This window comes from Deinococcus sp. Arct2-2 (genome assembly GCF_004801315.1).
Lineage (GTDB): Bacteria > Deinococcota > Deinococci > Deinococcales > Deinococcaceae > Deinococcus.
Map to the genome: position 1 here is coordinate 114,720 of NZ_SSNW01000005.1, position 18,473 is coordinate 133,192.

Annotated in this window: 21 protein-coding genes; 8 read left to right on the forward strand and 13 right to left on the reverse strand. The window is 61.8% G+C overall.

Annotation, left to right across the window (positions count from 1 at the left end):
• Window positions 1-148: 148 nt before the first annotated feature.
• Together coaBC and argR are read left to right on the forward strand one after the other, a co-directional pair.
• Window positions 149-1,402 (forward strand): bifunctional phosphopantothenoylcysteine decarboxylase/phosphopantothenate--cysteine ligase CoaBC, encoded by a 1,254-nt coding sequence (coaBC, locus tag E7T06_RS04045; RefSeq protein ID WP_136364560.1) that lies wholly within the window; start codon window positions 149-151, stop codon window positions 1,400-1,402.
• A gap of 57 nt (window positions 1,403-1,459) precedes the next feature.
• On the forward strand, window positions 1,460-1,921 hold the full coding sequence (gene argR, locus E7T06_RS04050) for an arginine repressor (RefSeq protein ID WP_064013570.1): 462 nt from the start codon (window positions 1,460-1,462) through the stop codon (window positions 1,919-1,921).
• Window positions 1,922-1,989: 68 nt separating this feature from the next.
• Here argR and E7T06_RS04055 read toward each other — a convergent pair whose 3' ends face one another.
• The 9 genes from E7T06_RS04055 to E7T06_RS04095 all read right to left on the reverse strand — a co-directional run bounded on the left by E7T06_RS04055 (window position 1,990) and on the right by E7T06_RS04095 (window position 8,135).
• On the reverse strand, window positions 1,990-3,570 hold the full coding sequence (locus tag E7T06_RS04055; protein WP_136364561.1) for a HAMP domain-containing sensor histidine kinase: 1,581 nt from the start codon (window positions 3,568-3,570) through the stop codon (window positions 1,990-1,992).
• Window positions 3,571-3,674: 104 nt separating this feature from the next.
• Window positions 3,675-4,352 carry a response regulator transcription factor gene (locus E7T06_RS04060; RefSeq protein ID WP_010887388.1) on the reverse strand — a complete coding sequence of 226 codons (678 nt, stop codon included), beginning with the start codon at window positions 4,350-4,352 and terminating at the stop codon, window positions 3,675-3,677.
• A 45-nt stretch (window positions 4,353-4,397) separates the two neighbouring features.
• On the reverse strand, window positions 4,398-5,009 hold the full coding sequence (locus tag E7T06_RS04065) for an adenylate/guanylate cyclase domain-containing protein (protein ID WP_136364562.1): 612 nt from the start codon (window positions 5,007-5,009) through the stop codon (window positions 4,398-4,400).
• A 261-nt stretch (window positions 5,010-5,270) separates the two neighbouring features.
• Complete coding sequence (locus E7T06_RS04070; protein WP_136364563.1) at window positions 5,271-5,717, reverse strand: hypothetical protein; 447 nt, start codon at window positions 5,715-5,717, stop codon at window positions 5,271-5,273.
• 83 nt (window positions 5,718-5,800) lie between these two features.
• The gene (locus E7T06_RS04075; protein WP_136364564.1) at window positions 5,801-6,142 is read right to left on the reverse strand and encodes a hypothetical protein; all 342 of its coding nucleotides are present in this window, start codon (window positions 6,140-6,142) and stop codon (window positions 5,801-5,803) included.
• A complete protein-coding gene (gene mqnP / locus E7T06_RS04080; protein ID WP_168733362.1) occupies window positions 6,121-7,008 on the reverse strand; it encodes a menaquinone biosynthesis prenyltransferase MqnP in 888 nt (295 codons plus the stop codon). The genes E7T06_RS04075 and mqnP overlap by 22 nt, the downstream gene beginning before the upstream one ends.
• 47 nt (window positions 7,009-7,055) lie before the next feature.
• On the reverse strand, window positions 7,056-7,268 hold the full coding sequence (locus tag E7T06_RS04085) for a hypothetical protein (protein ID WP_136364566.1): 213 nt from the start codon (window positions 7,266-7,268) through the stop codon (window positions 7,056-7,058).
• 64 nt (window positions 7,269-7,332) lie between these two features.
• The gene (locus tag E7T06_RS04090; protein ID WP_064013575.1) at window positions 7,333-7,713 is read right to left on the reverse strand and encodes a hypothetical protein; all 381 of its coding nucleotides are present in this window, start codon (window positions 7,711-7,713) and stop codon (window positions 7,333-7,335) included.
• A gap of 95 nt (window positions 7,714-7,808) precedes the next feature.
• Entirely contained in the window at window positions 7,809-8,135 is a 327-nt protein-coding gene (locus tag E7T06_RS04095; protein ID WP_240740834.1) for a winged helix-turn-helix domain-containing protein, read from the reverse strand.
• Between the two features lie 154 nt (window positions 8,136-8,289).
• On the opposite strand from E7T06_RS04095, the gene E7T06_RS04100 reads away from it, so the two are divergent.
• Window positions 8,290-9,798, forward strand: coding sequence for an NADP-dependent isocitrate dehydrogenase (locus E7T06_RS04100; protein ID WP_205750802.1), 1,509 nt, complete (start codon window positions 8,290-8,292; stop codon window positions 9,796-9,798).
• A gap of 192 nt (window positions 9,799-9,990) precedes the next feature.
• Window positions 9,991-10,638, forward strand: coding sequence for a carbonic anhydrase (locus tag E7T06_RS04105; protein ID WP_240740839.1), 648 nt, complete (start codon window positions 9,991-9,993; stop codon window positions 10,636-10,638).
• A 38-nt stretch (window positions 10,639-10,676) separates the two neighbouring features.
• Here the strand turns inward: E7T06_RS04105 and E7T06_RS04110 are convergent, their stop codons facing one another.
• Window positions 10,677-11,096, reverse strand: coding sequence for a hypothetical protein (locus E7T06_RS04110; RefSeq protein ID WP_136364567.1), 420 nt, complete (start codon window positions 11,094-11,096; stop codon window positions 10,677-10,679).
• Window positions 11,097-11,243: 147 nt separating this feature from the next.
• Window positions 11,244-11,426: a 50S ribosomal protein L32 gene (gene rpmF, locus E7T06_RS04115; protein ID WP_136364568.1), complete on the reverse strand. Its 183-nt coding sequence runs from the start codon at window positions 11,424-11,426 to the stop codon at window positions 11,244-11,246.
• Between the two features lie 211 nt (window positions 11,427-11,637).
• On the opposite strand from rpmF, the gene E7T06_RS04120 reads away from it, so the two are divergent.
• The 4 genes from E7T06_RS04120 (at window position 11,638) to E7T06_RS04135 (ending at window position 16,330) form a co-directional block, all read left to right on the forward strand.
• On the forward strand, window positions 11,638-12,285 hold the full coding sequence (locus tag E7T06_RS04120) for a trimeric intracellular cation channel family protein (protein WP_136364569.1): 648 nt from the start codon (window positions 11,638-11,640) through the stop codon (window positions 12,283-12,285).
• A 426-nt stretch (window positions 12,286-12,711) separates the two neighbouring features.
• A complete protein-coding gene (locus E7T06_RS04125) occupies window positions 12,712-14,064 on the forward strand; it encodes a deoxyribodipyrimidine photo-lyase (protein WP_168733363.1) in 1,353 nt (450 codons plus the stop codon).
• A 162-nt stretch (window positions 14,065-14,226) separates the two neighbouring features.
• Complete coding sequence (trmH, locus tag E7T06_RS04130) at window positions 14,227-14,895, forward strand: tRNA (guanosine(18)-2'-O)-methyltransferase TrmH (protein ID WP_136364570.1); 669 nt, start codon at window positions 14,227-14,229, stop codon at window positions 14,893-14,895.
• A 202-nt stretch (window positions 14,896-15,097) separates the two neighbouring features.
• Entirely contained in the window at window positions 15,098-16,330 is a 1,233-nt protein-coding gene (locus E7T06_RS04135; RefSeq protein WP_136364571.1) for a 2,3-bisphosphoglycerate-independent phosphoglycerate mutase, read from the forward strand.
• Between the two features lie 95 nt (window positions 16,331-16,425).
• Here the strand turns inward: E7T06_RS04135 and hemW are convergent, their stop codons facing one another.
• Window positions 16,426-17,568 carry a radical SAM family heme chaperone HemW gene (gene hemW, locus E7T06_RS04140; RefSeq protein WP_136364592.1) on the reverse strand — a complete coding sequence of 381 codons (1,143 nt, stop codon included), beginning with the start codon at window positions 17,566-17,568 and terminating at the stop codon, window positions 16,426-16,428.
• Window positions 17,569-17,735: 167 nt separating this feature from the next.
• Window positions 17,736-18,221 (reverse strand): hypothetical protein, encoded by a 486-nt coding sequence (locus E7T06_RS04145; RefSeq protein ID WP_136364572.1) that lies wholly within the window; start codon window positions 18,219-18,221, stop codon window positions 17,736-17,738.
• Window positions 18,222-18,473: the final 252 nt, after the last annotated feature.

Sequence of the window (18,473 nt, forward strand, 5' to 3'; positions counted from 1 at the left end):
TCATGGCCGTAGTCTAGCGTTCCCCCGCCCGCCGACTGTCCCCTCTGACCCGCCCAGCCGGACGCAAGGGATTGACACTTGCAAGTGGTGAATGGCAGCCAGAGGACATCCTAAAGCCCATGTTGGCTGTATCCCCTAAACTGTCCCCGTGAATCCCGACGTTTCTGCGCCCGCCCTGCCCACCGTATTGGTCATCGTGGGGGGCAGCATGGCGGCGGTCAAGGCTCCCTCGGTGCTGCGGCGGTTGCGCGAGCGCGGGGCGCGGGTGCAGGTCATCGCCACCCGCGCCGCGCTGGAATTCATTACGCCCCTGAGTTTGTCCACTGCCGCCGACACCGCCGTCGCCACCGATGAAACATGGTTCGAGTCTCGCCCAGACGCCCAACACCTTGCTTTGGCACGGGCCGACGCGGTGGTGATCGTGGGTGCTTCAGCGGATTTGCTGGCGCGGGCGGCGGGCGGGCACGGGGCAGACCTCGCCTCGGCCACGTTGCTCAGCGTGCGCGGCCCGGTGCTGTGGGTTCCGGCCATGAACGAGCAGATGTGGCTGCATCTGGCGGTGCAGGCCAACGCCGCCACCCTGCGCGGTTGGGGCCATCAGTTTTTGGGGCCAGAGGTAGGCGCGTTCGGCTCGCGGGGAGAGGGCGCGGGGCTGGGGCGCATGGCCGAACCGGAAGACATCGCAGCGGCGGCGTTGGCCTTACTCGCTTCGCCTGTGCCCCAAGACCTTGCGGGCGTGCGGGTGGTGGTGTCGGCTGGCCCCACCCGCGAGTACCTCGATCCGGTGCGCTTTATCTCCAATCCCAGCAGCGGCAAGATGGGCTTTGCAGTGGCGCAGGAGGCCCAGTCACGCGGGGCAGAAGTCACGCTGGTCACGGGGCCAGTGACCCTGCCCGATCCGGCGGACATGCGTGTAGTACGAATCGAAACGGCGCTAGAGATGAAAGCCGCCGTAGACGAAGCCGCCCAGACTGCCGGAATCGTGGTCATGACCGCCGCCATTGCCGACTACCGCGCCGCGCAGCAATCGGGCGAAAAGCAGGCCAAAGTCGCGGGCGATGTGTCTATTCACCTCACCCCCAATCCCGACATTCTGGCGGGGCTGGGGGCCGAACAGCCCCACCACCCAGAGCGCGTGCTAGTCGGCTTTGCGATGGAAACGCACGCGGGCGTGGAGCGAGCGGCCCTGAAAGCCCAGCGCAAAAATGCAGACTTTATCTTGCTCAATTACCCCACCCGCGCAGGCACCAGCTTTGGCGGCGACGACAACCAAGTAACGCTGGTGCGCCCCGACGCCACCTTCGAGGACTGGCCCCGCATCAGCAAGCGAGAAGTGGCCCGCAAACTGCTGGACGAAGCAGTAAGCATCAGGCGATCAAAGTCTTTTCCTACTCACCACTGACCACTCCCCACTTCCCGCCTTGTTGCATTATTCACCGTATATGCATACTATTGCAGGGTGCTCAGCAAGGATCAGCGCCAAAAGCGCATTCAGGACATCATCGCCCGCGAGAGTGTTTCCACGCAGGCGGATCTCGTCGCGCGGCTGCGGGCCGACGGCGTGCATGTCACTCAGGCCACCGTCAGCCGCGATATCAACGAACTCCGGCTGGTGCGCCTGCCCATCGGTAAGGGCCGCCACCGTTACGCCTTAGCGCAGGTGGCGGGGCACGGCAACGTAGAGGAAGAACTGGCCCGCCTGTTCCAAAACTTCGTGCACGACGTAGACCGGGGCGAAAATGTCTTGGTCATCCGTACCGCAGACGGCCACGCCACCGGGGTTGCCCTGCTGCTAGATCGCCTGCGCCGAGACGACATCGTGGGCACCATTGCCGGAGAGGACACGATTTTTGTGGTGGCCCGCACGATTGCCGAGGGTGAGGAATTGATGGAAGAGCTGAATGCCTTGATGATTGGTTAGATCGTGGAACGTGGATCGTGGTCAAAGCCTAACCACGATCCACGTTCCACACTCCTGTTTCCCCGGTTTCAAGGCACATCCTCTTCACTCAGATCCGGCACATTCCCAATCGGCACCTGCACATGGGCCACCGTGCCCACGCCCACTTCACTTTCTATCCAGATTCGCCCGCCGTGCGCGTCTACGATTCCTTTGGCAATGCTGAGGCCGAGGCCCGCGCCGCCCTGATCCCGGCTGCGGCTGTCTTCTACCCGGTAAAAGCGGTCGAACAGGCGTTTTAGATGTTCGGGGGCTATGCCGGGGCCGTCGTCGCGCACACTCAGGCGAACTTCTTTGGGTTTGCCTGCGGTCACTTCCTGCGGCGTGCTTTCCAGCGTAATCGTGGTGGCTCCGGCCTTTAGGGCGTTGCCCACCAGATTGATGATGACCTGCTTCATGCGGTCTGGGTCGCCTTCGAAAGGAATGTCTTCGCCTGTGGCGGTCAGCACGGTGTTTTGGGCCTGTGCCAACGGCGCGAGTTCGCGGGCCACATCGGCCAGAAACAGGCTGGACAAAATAGGTTGGTGCGTCAGGGTCAGTGCGCCGCTGTCGGAGCGGGCCAGTTGTAGCAGGCTGGCAATCAGGTTGGTCAGGCGCTCCGATTCGCTGCGAATAATATTCAGGCTTTCTTGCTGCTGCCCGCTGGGGCTGGTGCGCCGCAGCAGGTAACTGGCGTGCCCGCTGATGGCCGTTACTGGCGTCCTGAGTTCATGACTGGCATCCGAAGTAAAGCGCCGCTGGGCCTCGAACGAGCTTTCCAAGCGTCCCAACATGGCATTCAGCGCCTGTGCCAACGACTGAACCTCGTCGCCTGTGGAGGGTTCGGGCACCCGTTCACCGAGGTTTTGGCCGCCAATACGCTCGGCGGCCCGCTGAACGAGGCGCAGGGGCTGCATGGCTTGTCCGGCCAGCAAGTAAGACCCTGCGCCCGCCGTGACCAAACCGCCCAAAAATAGCAGCAGAATTATGCTTCGCAACTGCGCCAACGTAAAGGTGAGCGTAGACAGGTCGCGGCCCACATAGGTCATTGCGAAGGTTTCGCGGGCCGTGCCAAAGGCGCTAGTTTCCAAGAGTACCGGGGCCAGCGTAACCAGCACCCGCATAGATACCGGCGGGGCGAACTGTTTTTTGACTTGCCGGGTCAAAATCATCTGCCGACCAGGAGAGGAGATCAGGCTTACCAGTTCGGCGTCAGATAGCCGAATAGGGGCGCTGGGGTCAATGCCGACGCTTTGGCGGGTACCATCGGCCAGCGTGCGGAGGACAGTTAGCAGTTGGGCGCGGGCCTGTTCGGACTTGGCCCGCGCAAACTCACTGGTCAGGCTGTCTTGGTCATAGAAGGCCAACTGTTCGATTTGGATGGCCGATTCGGGGAAAAAAGTGCGGGCGGGAAGCAACAATGCTTCCGCATCACTATTCCCCCCGATGGTTGATTTCAATTCAATCTGGCTGTAGATGGTGGTGAATTGGGCGTATGTGGTCTGCAATTCCCGATCCATCCCACTGATCAGGTTGGTTTTCATCATCAGCAGGGTGGCAAAAGCGACGCCTGTCAGCAGTACGGCCAGCAACGCCGTGTAGAACAGCGTCAAGCGCCAGCGTAGGGTCACGCCGCCCACCCGGAATTACAGGCGGCGCGGCGGGCAAAGGGGGAACACATCACCCCTCCACTCTATCGCGCCCCAGTGTGAAGCTTATTCAGGCTTATTTGCAATTATTCTTCGCGCAGCACGTAGCCCACACCGCGAACCGTATGAATCAAGCGGCGCTCTCCACCCTCTTCGAGTTTGCGCCGCAGATAACCGATATACACGTCCACCACGTTGCTGCCGCCCGTATATTCCGGCCAAACTTTTTCCTCGATTTCAAAGCGGCTGAAGACTTTGCCGGGGTTACGGGCCAGCAATTCCAGCAGCTCGAATTCTTTGGCGCTCAGTTCCACACGCCGTCCACCCCGGAAGATTTCGCGGCCATCGAGATTCATGACCAGATCGGCCACGCGGACTTCTCCGGTGACGGCGGGATTCACGCGGCGCAGGTGGGCACGCACGCGGGCCAGCAGTTCCTCAATAGAGAAAGGCTTGATCAGGTAGTCGTCTGCGCCGCTGTCCAGCCCTTCCACCTTGTCCTGAATGCCGTCTTTGGCGGTCAGAATGATGATGGGCGTGTTGCTGGTCTTGCGAATGCGGCGGGCCACTTCAAGGCCGTCCAGCACAGGCAGCATCAAATCCAGAATAACGAGGTCGGGGTTGACTTCACGGAATTTAGACAGGCCGGTCACGCCGTCGAAGGCCACTTCTGTAGCGTAGCCTTCGGCGGCAAGTTCCAGCTCGATAAAGCGGGCGATGTCTTTCTCATCTTCAATCACGAGAACCAGCGGCTTGCGTTCCATAGGGTCAGTTTAGAGACCGTTCTCATGAGAAGCCGCGCCGTGTGCTTAACCAGCTTTCATGTGGCTGTTCTGGTGGGGCGCTGTGCTGGGCCTAAGCTGCGCGGTAAAAGCCACACATTCGGTGTTGAAACCGTGCAGTGTGAGCAAGTGCCGAGGCAGATAGGCCACGTGCGGCAGAGAAGCCATCTCGGACGCGCCGCCGCACACCAGCGTTTCACCGGGATCGGCGGCGCTGCACAGGCGGCAGGCGTAATTGACGGGGAGGCCGTAGGCACTGCGCTGCCCGCCCACCATGCCCGTGATGACTTGGCCCACCGCCACACCGCTACGAACCTGAAGGGTGACGCCCAACATGGCGGCCAACGAGAGCCGCGCCGATCTTTCATGGGCTTCGAGGGCCGCCGTAATGCCTGCACTCACCTGATGCTCATTCCAGAGCGCCAGCACCGCGTCGCCTTGATGTTGCAGCACTTGGCCGCCCCGCGCCTCGAAACTCAGGATCAGGACTTGCACAAATTCGGCCATCAGGGAAGTGTAATGATCGAGCGGCAGCAGATGTGCCAAGCGCGTGCTGCCCACCAAATCCACCATGACCAAGCAGGCCAGTTGCGAGGGCGTGGCCTGCGCCGGGAGGGGAAGCAGCAAGTCGGATGGCATAGGGATAGGTTGATGATGCCTGAGCCATTTGCTCACGTAAACCCCATGAGGTCTTCATCTCAGTGTGACTCAGAAATCTGTCAGAAAGATCTCATTTAACAAGTGGACTGGTGGTATTGCTCATCCTGAAAAACCCACCAAGAACAGCTTGTTGAGGGCGAATGTAGGACTGAAGCGCTGCAACTGGCTCCCGCCAGAAGGTAAAGAAAGTCTTTAAATGTGAAAAATTCAACTCTAATAAAGAGGGAGCCGATCCTGTGCCTAGAAGTCACGCTCTACAGCGAAGCCGTGGAGGAGTGGCAGCGTCCGGAAGGTCACCCAGTCTCCGGGGCGGGCGTCGGGCAGCGGCGTAAAGCTGGACAGCACCAGCGGTAGCCGCGCCCGTACTACCCAAGAGCGGCGCGACACGTCCAGCACTTCGCCCACGCCTTCCAGCCCCGATATCCCGATCACAGTCAGTTGCTCGCGGGCATCTTCGGGCTTGGGGCACGGTTCGGTGGCCGCCAAGTCCAGAATGCCGTGTACCACCAGCCTAGCTGGGCCGGGGCGCACCACGTAGGGGCCGCTGCGGTCAAACAGATACAGCACGCGCCCGCCCGACGAAAATTCCAGCAGGGGGCTGCCTTCCCGCTGTGGATAGACCTGACCCACTGCCGCCCACGCCGCGTAGCGCGAAGCAAATTCGGTTTCTGAACTTTCCAGCGTCACGCGGTTTCCGGGGAAGAGGAGGCGGGCAGCGGGGCGGGGGAGGCGGACATTCCCCGGAGTCTAGCGGGCGGCGGGCCTGTTCGTCAGTCTGCTTCTGCGGAGTCCAACCAAGATTCCAACCCAGAGTCTAGTTCAGATTCCAGCCAAGCCAGCGTGGGACGGTCTTCGCGGCGCACAGGGGGCGTGCCGTCGGGCAGGGCGTCCAGCAACGTGTCGGCCCGCTCTAGGGCAAAGGTGCCCTCTACTTCACGCAGCATATGAATCATCACCAGCCCGCTCAAGCGCTCCAATTCGGCCCATGCCCGCGATCCGGCCTCATAGTGGTCTCGCTCGCGCAGCAGCAAGGTCAGGGCGTGGCGTTCCTGACCCTCGGCGAAGGCAAGGCGAATCTCGTCGGGAATGCCTACCCGTTGACCGTGCGCCACACCACATCCACCACAACGCCCGCCAGCATGGTCAGGGCCAACCACATGTTCGCGTCGAAAAAGGCGACGTTGGCGCGGGTCAGGTCATTGGGGTTCACGATGCGGTGTTCGTACAGCAGGATGCCGCCCATCACCACCGCCGCGAGGTAGTACCACCCGCTGGCTCCCGCCGCCACGCCCACCGCCAGCAGCAGCAAAAAGGTGAGGGCGTGGCTGCCCGCCGCAATTTTTAGTGCCTGCGGAATGCCGAAGCGTACCGGAATGCTCTTGACGTTATTGCGCCTATCGAAGTCGTAGTCCATCGTGGCGTAAATCACGTCTAGCCCGATCATCCAAAAAATGACGACGGCCCACAAGAGCCATGCGGGGGGTGCAAATTCCCCCGTAACCGCGATCCAGCCGCCCGCTGCCGCCGCCCCGTCCGTAATGCCCAACCACGCATGGCATAGCCACGTAAACCGCTTGGTGTAGGGGTAGCCGATCAGGAATACCACGGCCAGCGGCATAAGCCACAGGCACAGCGGGTTCAGTTGGGCGGCGGCAAAGGCCATAACCACGAGGCTGACCACCACCAGCGTCCACGCCTGCGCGGGCGTAATTTTGCCGCTGGGCACTTCGCGGCCTGCCGTGCGCGGATTCCCTGCATCGATAAAGCGGTCTATGACCCGGTTGGCCCCCATCGCCGCCGTGCGGGCCGACGCCATCGCCACCGTGACCCAGATCAGCACGCTCCAGCCCGGCCAACCGGTGCCGTTCACCGCCAAGCTCGCCAGCAGCATCCCCGCGTAGGCAAACGGCAGCGCAAAGACCGTATGCTCAAATTTCACGAGGTCGAGGTAGGTCTTGACTTGGGCGGCGGCGTTCATACGCCAAACAGAATACGCCTCCGCTCTCATCTGACCTGAGATGAGGGTTACAGGCCCGTTTGGGGTGGGTCGGCGGGGGTGGGCTGTAAGGCTTGTGGCGACTCTTCTGCCTCAGCCAGCCGCTCTTTTTTCGGGCAGTTTGCCCACTGGCCTGCCTGAGTCCAAATTAGGGTGTCGCTGGGCAACTGCTGCCACGCCGGAAGGCTGGAATCAAGCAGGGCGTGTGGCCGGGCCAGCTTTGACGGTGCAGACTCGCGCATAGGCCGTAGCCTGCGCTGGGCGTGTCAGAGGGCGGTCAATGCCAGTTTGTGTTTGAGGTTCAGGTCAGCGCGTTTTCGGTTGCAGCACCAGCGCCTGTGTTTCCTTCACCACGCTTAGGCTCCGCAGGACGTCCTTGTCCAAATCGCCTGCTTGGGCCAGCGCCTCCGCTTTTTTGCGGTCAATCGTAGCCACTTCCAGCGCCGCCGCGTCTCCAAAGACTTCCCGGAACCGTTCTACTGGGTATTCCACCCGCCGCGAAATTTTCAAACTGGCCCGGTAGAGGTCGGTTTCAGCCTGCTCGCCCGTTTGAAGCGCCGCCTTGATCTGCACGCCGAGCGCCTCTTTTTCGGCCTCTAGCCCCAGCATGGTGTCGCGCAGCATGGCGTACCGTTCCAGTAGTTCGGCCAGCGTGGGTTCTTGGGTGGGGTCGAGCGCGTCCATCATGGGCTTCAGATTAGCGTTCTGGCGGGCCAATGGCAGGGCGTCTGCTGCATTCCAGCCGCGTCTGCCCAACGAGAGCGCCGACTAATACACGCCTTTCAATCGGAAGGTGGTTCACCCGGCGCGGGAGCCAAGAGTGCCAGCAGATCGCCCACGCTGCGGTGAGCCTCCAGTGGGTGGCGCAGGGCGAAAGCGGCGTTCACGGCGTAGCTGTTGCGGCGGCCCGTGCGCGTGCGGGTCAGCGTTCCCGACTGCTCTAGGTCACGCACGATGCGCTGAACTGCCCGCTCGGTGATGCCCACTTCTAGCGCCACTTGCCGCAACGTCGCGTCGGGTTGGCGTACCAGATACAGCAACACATGCGTGTGGTTGGTCAAAAACGTCCATTGGCTGGGGGGCGGGGTGAGGGTCATGGGTGGGGGCAACTGAGGTTCAGTCTAACTGGCCTCATTGCCGTTGTTTCATCCCTCCTCCCCCAAGTCTGGACGAAGTACAAAATACGATATCCAATACGCGACAAATATTTCGCTAATATAGACACAGACAAGTCGCCCACTTCGCACCCAAGGAGAATTCCCCGTGACCATTCCAGACGTAACTCAATCGCCCGCCCAACCTATCGCCCAGCCTGCTTCCAGCCCCGTCCTCATTCCCATCGCCATTGCTCACGGCGACGGCATCGGCCCCGAAATCATGGCCGCCACGCTCCGCATTCTGGCGGCGGCGGGCGCACGCATAGACCCGCACGAGGTGGCGGTGGGGCAACAGGTGTACTTCGGCGGTGTGTCTTCGGGCGTGGCCCCCGATGCGTGGGAGACCCTGCGGCGCACCGGAGTGCTGCTGAAAGGCCCGATTACCACCCCACAAGGCGGCGGCTACAAAAGCGTGAACGTGACGCTGCGGAAGGCGCTGGGCCTGTATGCCAACGTGCGGCCTGCGCGGGCTTATGCACCGTTTGTAGCCACACATCACCCGGCCATGGACTTGGTGATCGTGCGCGAAAACGAAGAAGACCTGTATGCCGGAATCGAGCACCGCCAGACCGACGAGGTGTACCAGTGCCTGAAACTGGTAACCCGCGACGGCTGCGAGCGGGTGGTGCGCTACGCCTTCGAATATGCCCGCGCACATGGACGGCGCAAGGTCACGGCCATGACCAAAGACAACATCATGAAGCTCACCGATGGCCTGTTTCACCGAGTCTTCGATGAAGTGGCCGCCGAATATCCTGACCTGAAAGCCGATCACATGATCGTGGACATTGGCGCGGCCCGCCTCGGCGCACGCCCTGAAACCTTCAACGTGATCGTGACCCTGAACCTGTACGGCGACATCTTGTCCGACATCGCCTCTGAGGTGTCTGGGTCAGTGGGCTTGGGTGGCAGCGCCAATATCGGGGCGTCGGTGGCCATGTTCGAGGCAGTTCACGGCAGCGCCCCCGATTTGGCGGGCCAAGACAAAGCCAATCCCAGCGGCCTGCTGAATGCGGCGGCCTTGATGCTGACCCATATCGGGCAGGGTGAGGTGGCCCAGCGGATTCAGAATGCGTGGCTGTGTGCATTGGAAGACGGCTTTCATACCGCTGATGTGGCGGGGCCGCATACCGTCCAGCAGGTGGGCACGCAAGCTTTTGCCGACGCGGTTATAGAGCGCTTAGGCCGTCTGCCCCAGCACCTCCCCGCCGTGAGTGGCTTGGGCAATGCCCCCGCCATCAGTGTGCAGGTCAAGGCTCGCCCCCGCGCCGTCAAGCAGTTGGTAGGCACCGATGTGTTTCTGGAATGGTGGGCGGCAGACCGCAACCCCGAAGTGTTGGGCCAGCAGCTAGAGGGCGCGGCAGGCGAGGGCTGGCGGCTCGACATGATCTCCAACCGGGGCGTGAAGGTGTGGCCGCAGGGCCTCCCCGAAACCACCTGTGCCGATCACTGGCGCTGCCGTTTCATGTGGCAAGACCCGGCACAACCGGTGGGCCACGCCGACGTACTAGCGCTGCTGGCGCGGGTGTCGGCGGTGGGGCTGGACTTCGTGAAGACCGAACACCTCTACACCTTCGACGGTCAGGCGGGCTATACGGCGGGGCAGGGGCAATAGCCTGACCTTTCCTCACCTAACTAGCCGGATGCCAGACAACTGACAGGCGGGGCGGCGGCCTCTCCCGGCCCCACGTTCTAGGATAGCCGGGTGAGTGACCTGCCCGTTCCGCTGCCTGCTGTGTTGCCGCCCACCGACGTCCACACCGACCTAGAGCGCCGCATTCTGGACGCCGTGCGCCGGGGGGCCAGCATGGAAGACATCGCGGGCCTCAAAAACGCCGATGTGCAGACGCCGGAAGCGGCGATTCAGGCTCTCAAGGACGGCAACGCCCGCTTCTTTTCGGGGCAGGGGGGCAACCCGGACGTGGGGGCCAACCAGCGCCGCGCCCAGATCATGCGCCAGACGCCCTACGCGGCCATTTTGGCGTGCAGCGATAGCCGCGTGCCTGTAGAACTGGTCTTCGATCAGGGATTGGGCCAACTGTTCGTGATCCGCGTGGCGGGCAACGTGGTGGGCGAATCGGGCCTCGGCACGCTGGAATACGCCATCAAGCATCTGGATATTCAACTGATCATGGTGCTAGGCCACGAGGGCTGCGGCGCGGTGGCAGCGGCCCTGTTGCCCCCCGAAGTGGTGGCGCAGGAACCCGAACATTTGCGGAAACTGATCGAGAAAATCCAGCCTTGTGTCAGCAATATGCCGCCTATACGCGACAAAAAAGCCCGGATGCGTGAGGCGGTGCTGAACAACGTGCGCTATCAGGCCGATATGCTGCGCCACACGCCCTACATCGCGGCCTCGGAGCAGTCAGGCCGAATCCGTGTGATCGGTGCGTTCTACGAAATCGGCTCCGGCGCAGTGGATTTCTTGACCGAGGAAGAAGATTTGCGGGTGTAAAGCAGTGAAAAGAGCCGTCTTTGAGTTGGTTTTGCCTATCACAACAGACGGACTCCGGCAATAGTAAGCAAAATCAACACCCCTATCAGGAGTAGTAGCTTGGGGGTCAAGCTGCCCTGTGCATCATTGGCATCCAGTTCAGCGTCCGTGGCGTACTTAAACCCGTATACGGCGTCGTAATGCAAGTAGCTGCCTACGATGCCCACGCCCCAGCCGATCAAGGGGGAAGTGAGTGCAGCCAGAAGAAACAGGCCAACAATCCAGAGCAAGCCCCATGCTGCTGAGCGCGTCCACAGCAGATTGAGACCGGGTAGAAGCACCCCTAAAACCACGCCAACCCAATAATTGGGACGCTGCTCTAATCTTTGCTCGTCTTCAAGTTCATCTCTGATTTGCAAACGGGCCACTTCCTCAGCCCGAATAAGGGCACGAGTAGCGTCATTCACTTGTTCAGGCATGCTCTCACGGTACATGAGGCGAGTGTCAGAGCAACCAAGATTTGCCGCCGCATAGGGGTGGCTAGTCTTACAAGAGCTTCAATAAAGGTTGTCCCAAACAGCAAAAACCCCCCGGAGTGGGGGGCAATTACTTTTTGAAGTCTGACCTTAGACAGCCAGAACTTGACGGCCATCGTAGTATCCGCAGCTAGGGCAGATGTGATGGCTCAATTTCTTGGCGTGGCAGTGGGGGCAGGCGTTCAGGTTGGGGGGAACGAGCGCGTGGTGGCTGCGGCGCATGTCGCGTTTGCTCTTGCTGGTCTTCTTCTTGGGAACGGGATGCTTGGCCATGTTGGATGCTCCTTGGGCCGCTCGGCGTGTCTCGCCGGGGCGCGCTCTGCCCGCCGGGGTTGCGTGCTGGTGTGCCGGAGGGCGCGGCCAACATCGGGCGGAAGAGACAACAGGCGGGAGTATAGCACGCCGCGCCTGTTGGGGGTTTGGAGTGCAGAACAGCATTGGTGACTAGCCCCCCGTTGTAGTGCTGCCCGCTACAGTGCAGGGCGTGCACGAACTGATTCCGCCCGTCACGTTGGCATTGGGCCTGCGCCTGCTGGATTTGCTGGGCATCTTGGCCTTCAGCATGTCGGGGGCGCTGTTGGGCGTCCGCAAACGCTTCGACTTGTTCGGCGTCATGGTGCTGGGCTGCGTTACAGCGGTGGGCGGCGGGGCCATCCGGGACACCCTCACGGGCCAAACGCCGCCCCTGTTTCTGCGCGATGAAACCTACCTGTGGGTAGCCCTCGCCGGGGCAGGTTTGGCCTTCGTCTTCGGAGAACGGTTGGCCCGCTTCGAGCGCACCCTCAATATTTTCGACACGGTGGGGCTGGCCTTGTTTGCCGCGTCGGGCGCAATCGGGGCCATCAATTTCGGGCTGGGGCCGTTGGGCGTCATCTTCGTGGGCATGCTCAGCGGCGTGGGCGGCGGCATCATCCGCGACCTGATCGCCAACGAGGTGCCGGAAGTCATGTACCGCCGTGACCAGTTGTATGCCACTGCTGCGGCGCTCGGTGCGTTGGCGGTGTTGCTGCTATATCCGCACGTTACGCCGTTTCAGGCGCAGTTGGCGGGGGCGTTGGTGGTTATCGTGCTGCGCTGGGTGTCTCGGCGGGGGTGGGTTCAGCTTCCGGTTCGGCGGTTGCCGGGGGGATAGGGTTTGGGCTTGCCGCTCGGTTTCGTTGGGTTTGAAACAGGGTTTCTGGCTTTCTCCCACGTTGGATTCCCCCACCCCCCAGCCCCCGCCCCCAAAGGGTGCAGGGGAGTTGTCGCTCCGCTGAGGAGGATTCATCTTGTCGCCTCCAAACTCGGCTGAATCGTTCACCTGAAGCGGAACTGCCAATCGTCTTTAAGCTGGAATTGGCCCGCCCACTGCGTGGACGACGGCCTCACATGGAATTGGCCGGGAACGATTTGAGGTGGCGGTGGCTGGTTTTAGCTCCCTCTCCCCTTGCGGGGGACTCGCAGAGCTGCGAAGCAGAGGGTTAGGGAGGGGGTGAGTGAGCTTTAGCGATTGCCCTCCTCGCCATCCCAGCACCATTCCTCACCATCCTGCCCAACCCCTACGCGGCACAATCGGCACATGATTCATGAGTCACGGGTGCAACTGCTGCGGGCGGGCGGGCCGGACAGCAAAGGCAGTTTTGTGCTGCTGTGGGTGCAGGCCAGCGTGCGCGTCACCGACAATCACGCGCTGGAGTATGCGGTTCGGGAGGCCAACCGACTTGGGCTGCCCCTTGCCGCCGTATTCGGCCTCACACCCAGCTTTCCGGAGGCCAATGGCCGCCATTACCAGTTTTTGCTGGAAGGCCTGCGTGACCTCTCGGCGGGCTTGGCGGCACGCGGGATTCCCTTCAGCGTGCGCCTCGGCTCTCCGCCCGATGTGGTGCTGGCGGCCTCGGCGGGCGCGGCGGTAGTGGTCACAGACCGGGGATATCTGCGGATTCAGCGGGCGTGGCGGGAAGATTTGGCCCAGCGCCTCGGCGTGCCTCTGGTACAGGTGGAATCTGAAGCCCTGATTCCTGTGCAGACCACCAGCCCCAAGCAGGAATACGCCGCCCGCACCATTCGGCCCAAGATTCACCGCCTCTGGCACGATTATTTTGTACCGCTGGAAACGCACGACCTGAAGCGGAAGGGGCAGGACTGGCCCACCGATCTCGATTTGCCCCAATTGGATGTCTCTGATCCCTCGGCCACCGTCAAGACCCTGCCGCTGGATTTCAGTGTGCCACCGGGCTGGGAAGCGGGCGGAGAAGTGGCCGCCCTTGCCCGCCTGAGCGCCTTCGTGGGCCAGCAACTCGCCGGGTATGCCTACACCCGCAACGATCCCACGCAGGACGGCAGCAGCCGCCTCAGCGCCTTTCTGCATTACGGGCAGCTCTCGCCCCTGACGGCTGCACTGGCCGCCCGCGAACATGGTGGGCCGGGAGCCGACACCTTTTTGGAAGAATTGATCGTGCGGCGCGAACTGAGTTTCAACCTGTGCCAGTACAACCCGCACTACGACACCTACGACGGCGTACCTGATTGGGCACGGAAAACTCTGGAAGAACACGCCGGAGACAAGCGCGAAGCCCTGTATACCCGCGAGCAACTTGACCGCGCCGAAACGCATGATCCCTACTGGAACGCCTCGCAAAACGAGATGGTCAGAACGGGCCGGATGCACAACTACATGCGGATGTATTGGGGCAAAAAGGTCTTGGAATGGACGGAAACGCCGCGTGAGGCGCACGCCCACCTGATCGCCCTCAACAACCGCTACGAGCAAGATGGCCGCAACGCCAACAGTTTCGCAGGCATCAGTTGGGTGTTTGGGCTGCATGACCGTCCGTGGACACGTCGCCCGATTTTTGGCACGGTCCGCTACATGAATGCAGGGGGCCTGAAGCGCAAATTTGACATAGAAACGTATGCGCGGCGGTGGGCGTAGAAGGTTGGAGCTGCGTGTAAACCCCCCAGTCTGCTTCGCAGCCAGCCCCCTTAAAGGGGAGCGCAACAGCTTTTGTCCTCCCCTCTAAGGGGGGGCGTTGCAGAGCAACGGGGGGGTTCGCCCATCAACTCAACTCCCCAAGTGCGTTACCCTAGCCCCCTGATGACGCCGGAGCGATACCACAAAATTATGCGGGTGTTGGGCAAGCGCCAGCCCACGCTCAGTGTCCTGATGGACGAAGTGAACAAGCCCCACAATTTCAGCGCCATCCTGCGAACCTGCGATGCGGTGGGCGTACTGACGGCCCACGCCGTACCGCCCAAAAGTGGCGAGATGCCCAGCTTCGGCTCCAGCGCTTACGAGGCCACGTCGGGCAGCGCCCACAAATGGGTAAGGGTGCAGCCACACGCAGACGCCGTGAGTGCCGTGCGCGAGTTGCAGGCTCAGGGCGTGCAGGTCTTGGCCACCCACCTCAGCCAGCGCAGCGTGGACTACCGCACCCCTGATTACACCCAGCCTACCTGCGTGCTGTTGGGTGCAGAAAAATGGGGTGTGTCGGACGCGGCGGCAGAAGCGGCAGACGGCAATATCATCATCCCGATGTTTGGAATGGTGCAGAGCCTGAACGTGTCGGTGGCGGCGGCCACCATCTTGTTTGAAGCCCAACGCCAACGCCTGAGCGCCGGAATGTACGACACGCCCCAACTTGCGCCGGACGCCTTGGCCCGCGCCGCCTTCGAGTGGGGCTACCCCGACTTAGCGGCAGGCTACCGCGAACGTGGCGAGGCGTATCCGGCGCTGGATGAAGAAGGCCAGTTTGTACGGACTTAATAATTAAAGCCCTCCCTCTTGAGGGGGACTCGCAGAGCTGCACAGCAGTGGGTTGGGAGGGGGTGAGTGAGCGAAGCGATTGCCTCGCTTAGACCCTCAGACCCTAGACCCTTAGACTCCCCTAGACTCCCCGCAACCCTTAAACGGCCTCCCCCTAGACCCCTGACCGCCCCCTGAGGGTGTACAGGTTACACTTTCCCCCATGAGCGATCTTCTGGATACCGTGCGCGGGCTGGCCAAGAAAACCGACAGCAAAATCTTGATGGTAGTGCTGGACGGCATCGGCGGTCTTCCCCTGACCCCCAATGGCGACACCGAGCTTGCCACCGCCAAAACACCGAATCTGGACGCGCTGGCGGCGGCTTCGCAGCTTGGGCTGGCCGAACTGGTGGGCGCGGGCATCACCCCCGGCAGCGGCCCCGGCCACCTGAGCTTGTTTGGCTACGATCCGCTGCATTACGTGGTGGGGCGCGGCGCTCTAAGTGCCGTGGGCATTGGCGTGAAGTTGGGTGCAGGCGATGTGGCCGTGCGCGGAAACTTTGCCACCCTCGGCGCGGGCCGAATCGTAGATGACCGCCGCGCCGGACGCCCCAGCGACGAGAAGAACGTGGAAATCGTCGCCAAGCTGCGTGAAGCCATTGCCGAAATCGACGGTACGCCTGTGGAGATCTACACCGAATCCGAACACCGTTTTGTAGTGGTCTTCCGCGCAGTAGGTGGCGTGCCACTCGGCGCAAATATCAGCGACGTAGACCCCCAAGACACGGGCGTGCAGCCTATGACGGCAGTCGCCCATGACGAAGCCGGGGCCAAAACTGCTCACTTGGTCAATACCTTCGTGGCCCGTGCTGAAGCCGCCCTCAGCGCCGAAGCTCAAGTCAATGGCGTGCTGTTCCGTGGCTACAGCGACGTGCCTCACTTCCCGTCCTTCGACGCCGCCTACCAGTTGCGGGCCGCCTGCATCGCCAGCTATCCCATGTACAAGGGCCTCGCCAGTTTGGTGGGCATGGACGTGCTCCCCGTAGAAGGCCACGAAGACGCGCTGGAAGGCAAAGTCGCCGCCCTGACCGAGAACTGGGCCAAGTACGACTTCTTTTACTTCCACGTGAAAAAGACCGATTCCACGGGCGAAGACGGCGATTTTGCCGCCAAAGTCAAGAAGATCGAGCTGTTCGATGCGCTGCTGCCTCGACTCTTGGCCCTCAGGCCGGATGTGCTGTGCATCGTGGGCGATCACTCCACGCCCAGCAAGCTCGCCAGCCACTCTTGGCACCCCGTGCCGCTGCTGATTCACAGCGAGCATGGCCGCAAGGATTACGCCAACCGCTACACCGAAGAAGAAGCGGGCCGGGGCAGCCTCGGCCTCCGCAAAGGCACGGACATCATGCCGATGCTGATGGCGAACGCGCTGAAACTGAATAAATACGGGGCGTAAACAAGCTGTAAGTGGTGAGTGGGTGAAGGGCTTGGAACTTTGTGGTTCTGGCCCTTCCGCCCACTTTTTTGGTACGGGTTAGGGTTTTTGGCCTTCTACCCTTCCAAAAAGTCCGTAATCACCTTGTTCAGCGCCCACCAGCCTTGAGGTGTGGCCCGCAACGTGTCGCCTTCTAAGGCCAACAAGCCCCGCGCTAGGTTGGCCTTGATCGGTTTGGCGTAGCGGCTCTCTACATCTAGCCCGCTGCGGCGTGTCAGGTCACTCAGGCTGATTCCGCGCTGCACCCGCAATCCCATGAACAGGGCGTCGGTGACGTATTCCTCGGCATCTATGGGTTGCGCCTCACCCTCTGCGCCTGTTAGCCATTCGTGCAAGTGGGGATTGGTGCGGCGTTGGCCTAACAATTCTGCCTCACCTGCCGCTGGGTAGTGACCCGCCGCCCCCGGCCCCAAGCCCAGATAAAAGCGGTTGCCCCAATACGCCAAATTGTGCCGCGACTGCTGACCGGGCCGCGCATAATTGCTGATCTCGTAGCGGTCAAAGCCGTGTGCGGTCAGCAACTCCTCGGTGCGCTCGAAGCCTGCGCGTTCATCGTCTTCTTCTACGGTTACGCCCCGGCGGGCAAACTCGGTGCCGGGTTCGATGGTCAGGGTGTACGCGCTGATATGACCCACGCCCAGCGCGACTAGTCCGGCAATATCGGCCTCTAGCGGCTGCCCCGGCACAGCGGTAATCAGGTCGCCGCTGACCCGGAATCCAGCGTCAATGAGGGTGGTCACGGCGGCCTTGGCCTGCGCCGAATCGTGGGTGCGGCCCAAGAATTTCAGGGTGGCGTCATCCAAACACTGCACGCCCACCGACGCCCGGTCTATGCCCAACCCGCGCCACAGGGCTGCCCGTTCGGGGTTCACGGTGCCCGGATTGATTTCCAGCGTGTTCTCCACCTTGCCCCAGCCCAGATGCCGCCGCACGCTGCCCACCAACGCCGTAATTTCTGCATCACGCAAAAAACTGGGAGTACCGCCGCCCAGATACACCGTGTCTAGGTCAATGTCGTAGCGGGCCGCCAACTCTGCCGCCTCGGTTTCTACCCGTTCCAGATAGGCTTCCACCAATCCCGCCCGCCGCGTCAGCACATGAAAATCGCAGTAGGGGCAAATGCTGGGGCAAAACGGCACATGCACGTAGAGGTGCCGAATCGTGGAATCGAGCGAAGGAAGAGAAGAAACCGGGGCAATCACCTCAGGAGTGTAGGTGCAGCGGGCGGGGGAGAGGTAGGCCGGGATTGCTTTTAGCGCATTCGTCAACAGTGTCGTTGGTGTTGACCGAACGAACTTGCAAAGCTGCGAAGCAGAGTGAGTGACGTTGAGGGAGCAGTTGAAACGCTGCAACTCGGACAAATGCTCTAGCGGCCATGCGGCGTGCCGTCCATCCAAGCTTCTAGCGTCTTGGCGAGGTCTACGGCGCTGACAACGACAACAGGAATCCCCGCGCTGGCTGCAGCACTGGCGGCTTCGTTCACGCCGTGTTCAGCGCTGCTCTGTAGGGCACTCACCCAAGCTGGAAGGGAACCGCCCTCGCGGTAGCTCAGGCCATCAGTCTCTATTTCTTGCTCCGAAACGCTGACGGCTGGCCCGCCCGACAAGTCTTGTTCGGCCACTACCAGCACGCCATATGGGTTCTGTTCCGCTATGGCCGAAAGCAAAGGCGTCACGCCCTGATGCACCAGAAATTCTGCGCGGCCTTTGCCGTCTACAGCTTGCAAGGCGTCTGGCACGGCTGCGGCTTGGTCTGCTGGGGCCGCGATGAGCCACACCTGCCCGCCCACTCGTCCTTCAAACCTTGCCCGGACGCTGCCGTAGATGTCTGTCCAACTGCCTGTGAGTTCCATTTTAGGAGCATAAAAGATTCGTGCGGGGCTGCGACAAGATCAGCGCGAAACTACTTGAATGCGTGTCAGACGGCATTCTCTGATGTCGGCGTTCACCAACCCTGATACGGCTCGGGTAAGGGGTTGACAGATCGGGCTTTGGCCTGTAATCTTTCTGAGCCTCAAGAGAGGCGGGACGCATGACAAGTGAAGAGCATACGAGAACAGGGTTGCCTGACAGGGCAATCTCAGCGGGTTGACAGTGATGTCGAT

Excerpts from the sequence above, each read along its gene's own strand:
- E7T06_RS04060 (WP_010887388.1), bottom strand. The coding sequence starts at position 4,352 with ATGGAACGCAAGCCGCTGGTTCTCGTGATTGAAGATGAGAAAGACATC.
- E7T06_RS04065 (WP_136364562.1), bottom strand. The coding sequence starts at position 5,009 with ATGCCATCCGACTTGCTGCTTCCCCTCCCGGCGCAGGCCACGCCCTCG.
- mqnP (WP_168733362.1), bottom strand. The coding sequence starts at position 7,008 with ATGAACGCCGCCGCCCAAGTCAAGACCTACCTCGACCTCGTGAAATTT.
- E7T06_RS04085 (WP_136364566.1), bottom strand. The coding sequence starts at position 7,268 with ATGCGCGAGTCTGCACCGTCAAAGCTGGCCCGGCCACACGCCCTGCTT.
- E7T06_RS04090 (WP_064013575.1), bottom strand. The coding sequence starts at position 7,713 with ATGATGGACGCGCTCGACCCCACCCAAGAACCCACGCTGGCCGAACTA.
- E7T06_RS04105 (WP_240740839.1), top strand. The coding sequence starts at position 9,991 with ATGGAAGACATCGCGGGCCTCAAAAACGCCGATGTGCAGACGCCGGAA.
- E7T06_RS04110 (WP_136364567.1), bottom strand. The coding sequence starts at position 11,096 with ATGCCTGAACAAGTGAATGACGCTACTCGTGCCCTTATTCGGGCTGAG.
- rpmF (WP_136364568.1), bottom strand. The coding sequence starts at position 11,426 with ATGGCCAAGCATCCCGTTCCCAAGAAGAAGACCAGCAAGAGCAAACGC.
- E7T06_RS04125 (WP_168733363.1), top strand. The coding sequence starts at position 12,712 with ATGATTCATGAGTCACGGGTGCAACTGCTGCGGGCGGGCGGGCCGGAC.
- trmH (WP_136364570.1), top strand. The coding sequence starts at position 14,227 with ATGACGCCGGAGCGATACCACAAAATTATGCGGGTGTTGGGCAAGCGC.
- E7T06_RS04135 (WP_136364571.1), top strand. The coding sequence starts at position 15,098 with ATGAGCGATCTTCTGGATACCGTGCGCGGGCTGGCCAAGAAAACCGAC.
- E7T06_RS04145 (WP_136364572.1), bottom strand. The coding sequence starts at position 18,221 with ATGGAACTCACAGGCAGTTGGACAGACATCTACGGCAGCGTCCGGGCA.